General features: G+C 50.2%; 1 rRNA gene. It reads left to right on the top strand.

The annotated features are described in order from the left end of the window. The first annotated feature begins 93 nt into the window (after window positions 1-93). A 16S ribosomal RNA gene (locus KO525_RS05270) occupies window positions 94-1629 on the top strand. Window positions 1630-1690: the final 61 nt, after the last annotated feature.

Raw genomic sequence — 1690 nt, 5'->3', positions numbered from 1 at the left:
GTGACAACAATATATATGTATAAAGCTACTTATATAGAATGTCTGCACAAATTTATTTGAACAGTATTTTTATTAAGTAGCCGATTAAACTTTTAAGTGAAGAGTTTGATCATGGCTCAGATTGAACGCTGGCGGCAGGCCTAACACATGCAAGTCGAACGGTAACATGAACTAGCTTGCTAGTTTGATGACGAGTGGCGGACGGGTGAGTAATGCTTGGGAATTTGCCTTTAGGTGGGGGACAACAGTTGGAAACGACTGCTAATACCGCATAGTAGCTACGGCTTAAAGAGGGCTTCGGCTCTCGCCTTTAGAGAAGCCCAAGTGGGATTAGGTAGTTGGTGAGGTAAAGGCTCACCAAGCCGACGATCCCTAGCTGGTCTGAGAGGATGATCAGCCACACTGGAACTGAGACACGGTCCAGACTCCTACGGGAGGCAGCAGTGGGGAATATTGCACAATGGGCGCAAGCCTGATGCAGCCATGCCGCGTGTGTGAAGAAGGCCTTCGGGTTGTAAAGCACTTTCAGCGAGGAGGAAGGTTTAGTAGTTAATACCTGCTAGATTTGACGTTACTCGCAGAAGAAGCACCGGCTAACTCCGTGCCAGCAGCCGCGGTAATACGGAGGGTGCGAGCGTTAATCGGAATTACTGGGCGTAAAGCGTACGCAGGCGGCCATTTAAGTCAGATGTGAAAGCCCCGGGCTCAACCTGGGAACTGCATTTGAAACTGGATGGCTAGAGTGTGAGAGAGGGTGGTAGAATTTCAGGTGTAGCGGTGAAATGCGTAGAGATCTGAAGGAATACCAATGGCGAAGGCAACCACCTGGATCAACACTGACGCTCATGTACGAAAGCGTGGGTAGCAAACAGGATTAGATACCCTGGTAGTCCACGCCGTAAACGATGTCTACTAGCAGTTCGTCTCTTAAGAGATGTCTTGCGCAGCTAACGCATTAAGTAGACCGCCTGGGGAGTACGGCCGCAAGGTTAAAACTCAAATGAATTGACGGGGGCCCGCACAAGCGGTGGAGCATGTGGTTTAATTCGATGCAACGCGAAGAACCTTACCATCCCTTGACATCCAGAGAATTTTCTAGAGATAGATTAGTGCCTTCGGGAACTCTGAGACAGGTGCTGCATGGCTGTCGTCAGCTCGTGTTGTGAAATGTTGGGTTAAGTCCCGCAACGAGCGCAACCCCTATCCTTAGTTGCTAGCAGGTAATGCTGAGAACTCTAAGGAGACTGCCGGTGACAAACCGGAGGAAGGTGGGGACGACGTCAAGTCATCATGGCCCTTACGGGATGGGCTACACACGTGCTACAATGGCAAGTACAGAGGGTTGCGAACTCGCGAGAGTAAGCGGATCCCATAAAGCTTGTCGTAGTCCGGATTGGAGTCTGCAACTCGACTCCATGAAGTCGGAATCGCTAGTAATCGTGGATCAGAATGCCACGGTGAATACGTTCCCGGGCCTTGTACACACCGCCCGTCACACCATGGGAGTGGGCTGCAAAAGAAGTGGGTAGTTTAACCTTCGGGAGGACGCTCACCACTTTGTGGTTCATGACTGGGGTGAAGTCGTAACAAGGTAGCCCTAGGGGAACCTGGGGCTGGATCACCTCCTTAACGAAAAGTCGCACATGCGAAGTGTCCACACAGATAATTAATTACATATTGTGAGCAAGAA

Source organism: Psychrosphaera sp. B3R10, from assembly GCF_018861025.1.
In the GTDB taxonomy this organism is placed as follows: domain Bacteria; phylum Pseudomonadota; class Gammaproteobacteria; order Enterobacterales; family Alteromonadaceae; genus Psychrosphaera; species Psychrosphaera algicola.
Note: the sequence above shows the minus strand (reverse complement) of the source record. Positions and strands in the feature narration are given on the sequence as shown.